Below are 1,768 nucleotides of genomic sequence, written 5' to 3'. Positions count from 1 at the left end.
CGTCCGGAATTAATTAGCCATTGCCGCAACCACGGCTTCCCATTAATGCGTGCCGCCGGCAAATGGCAAGGCAGCATTGAAGACGGCGTCAGCTTTTTGCGCGGGCTTGATGATATTGTTATCGCGCCGCGTTGTGCACATACCCTCGAAGAAGCGCAATTATGGCGCTACAAAACCGACCGTTTAACCGGTGACCCGTTGCCCGAATTAGACGATGCGCACGACCACTGCTGGGACGCCATTCGGTATGCGTTATCTGATGTAATTCGCGGCGGCTATCAAGGCAACAGCATTATTGCCGGCGCCGCACGTGCTTTTAGGAGAGGACGATGAACGATAAAGTAGACAAACAAGCCAGCGCTGCCACCAGCGCCCAAGCGTTATATACCGACCCCGTCTTTACCCTGACTAATGAAGACGCTGATAAAGTATTAAAAAATGCCGGACTTTCGCGTTCGGATTTGGGCAAACTGCTTTATGATGATGAAATATTTGCGTGCTGTGACCGCCGCGAAAAAGCAGTCGTGGGCACGCGCTGGCGCATCGAAGGCGATAATACCGATTGGTTGCACGCTGAAATCAGTCGCTGGCATGAAACCCTTGTCCGGCGCACGATGGACGCGCAATGGATTGGCAGCAGCATCAGCGAGTTAATCTGGCGCCGCCCCGAAGAAGACCATAACGGCATTCGTTTAGCCGCGGTTGAGCCGCGTAAAATTGAGCGCTTTATCAATCAAGACGGCGTATTGCGTTATCAAACCCAAAGCGGCTCCTATATTGATGTTGAACCGTTGAAAGTGCTTGAAGTGCGCATGAATGCGAGCGCGGCAAATCCCTACGGCGACGCATTATTGAGCCGCGTTTATTGGGCATGGTTTAATAAAAATTACGGGGAGCAATTCTGGAGCAAATATGCCGAACGCCACGCCAGCCCGTTGACCGTGGGCAAATTCAATCCCCGAACCAATAACCAAGCCGAAGCGCAACGGCATTTAAACGATTTAGCCATTACCTTAGCGCAAGCCATCAGCGATGGCGTTATCGTCATCACGCAAGACGACGAAATCTCATTCGTTAATGCTACATCGGACGGATCCGCTCATCAGCTTTTTACCCGTCACCATATTCAACGCATTCAAAAAACCATCATCGGGCGCGTGCTCACCAGCGAACTTGCCGGTGGCAGCCGCGCTGCCCAAGAAACCGATGATAATTTCTCGCAAATTCTCTTTGATTACGATTTAACCTTATGCGAGCGCGTGATAAACGAATTCATCGCAAAAGTGCTGCGGTTAAACGGCACCGCGCGCGGCGACATTCTTTTTGCTTACGACCGCACCGAAAGCATCGATAAAGAACGCTGGGAACGGGATACCGCGCTGATGGATAGAGGTATGCGGTTTACAGAACAATATTTTATCGACCAATATCATTTGGAACCAATTTACTTTAGCCTCGAGCAAATAGAGCGCGCGGCACGTTCTGAACGTGCGGCAAATGCTGCTCAAAAAGCCGGTTTATCGTTATCGAAAAAACAAGAATTAACCCCTGCTGCGCAAGCGTTAGAAGACCGCGTGCAAGCCGGTATGGCAGAAGCGCCCGAACCCATTACCCGTGAAATGATTGAAGACGTGGTCAAAAACGCGCCCAATGATTACCAATTGTTGGAAGATTTGGTCAAACTCTACGGCGACCGCGACCCCGAAGGGTTTAACGATTGGTTCGGGGAAGCGCTCGAAATCGCCTGCGCGCACGGTTATCACGACGC

Annotated in this window: 2 protein-coding genes; both read left to right on the top strand. The window is 51.3% G+C overall.

The window, feature by feature from the left end; genetic code table 11:
* On the top strand, positions 1 to 333 hold a 333-nt coding region (locus tag AKG33_RS03930), incomplete at its 5' end, for a terminase large subunit (protein ID WP_407712507.1).
* A partial coding sequence (locus tag AKG33_RS03925; RefSeq protein WP_050707980.1) for a phage portal protein family protein occupies positions 330 to 1,768 on the top strand: 1,439 nt, incomplete at its 3' end. The genes AKG33_RS03930 and AKG33_RS03925, both read left to right, overlap by 4 nt.

Origin of the sequence: Dichelobacter nodosus (assembly GCF_001263335.1) — a bacterium.
Taxonomy (GTDB): domain Bacteria; phylum Pseudomonadota; class Gammaproteobacteria; order Cardiobacteriales; family Cardiobacteriaceae; genus Dichelobacter; species Dichelobacter nodosus.
The sequence above is the reverse complement of the archived record's forward strand: the minus strand, read 5'-3'. Positions and strand labels throughout refer to the sequence as shown.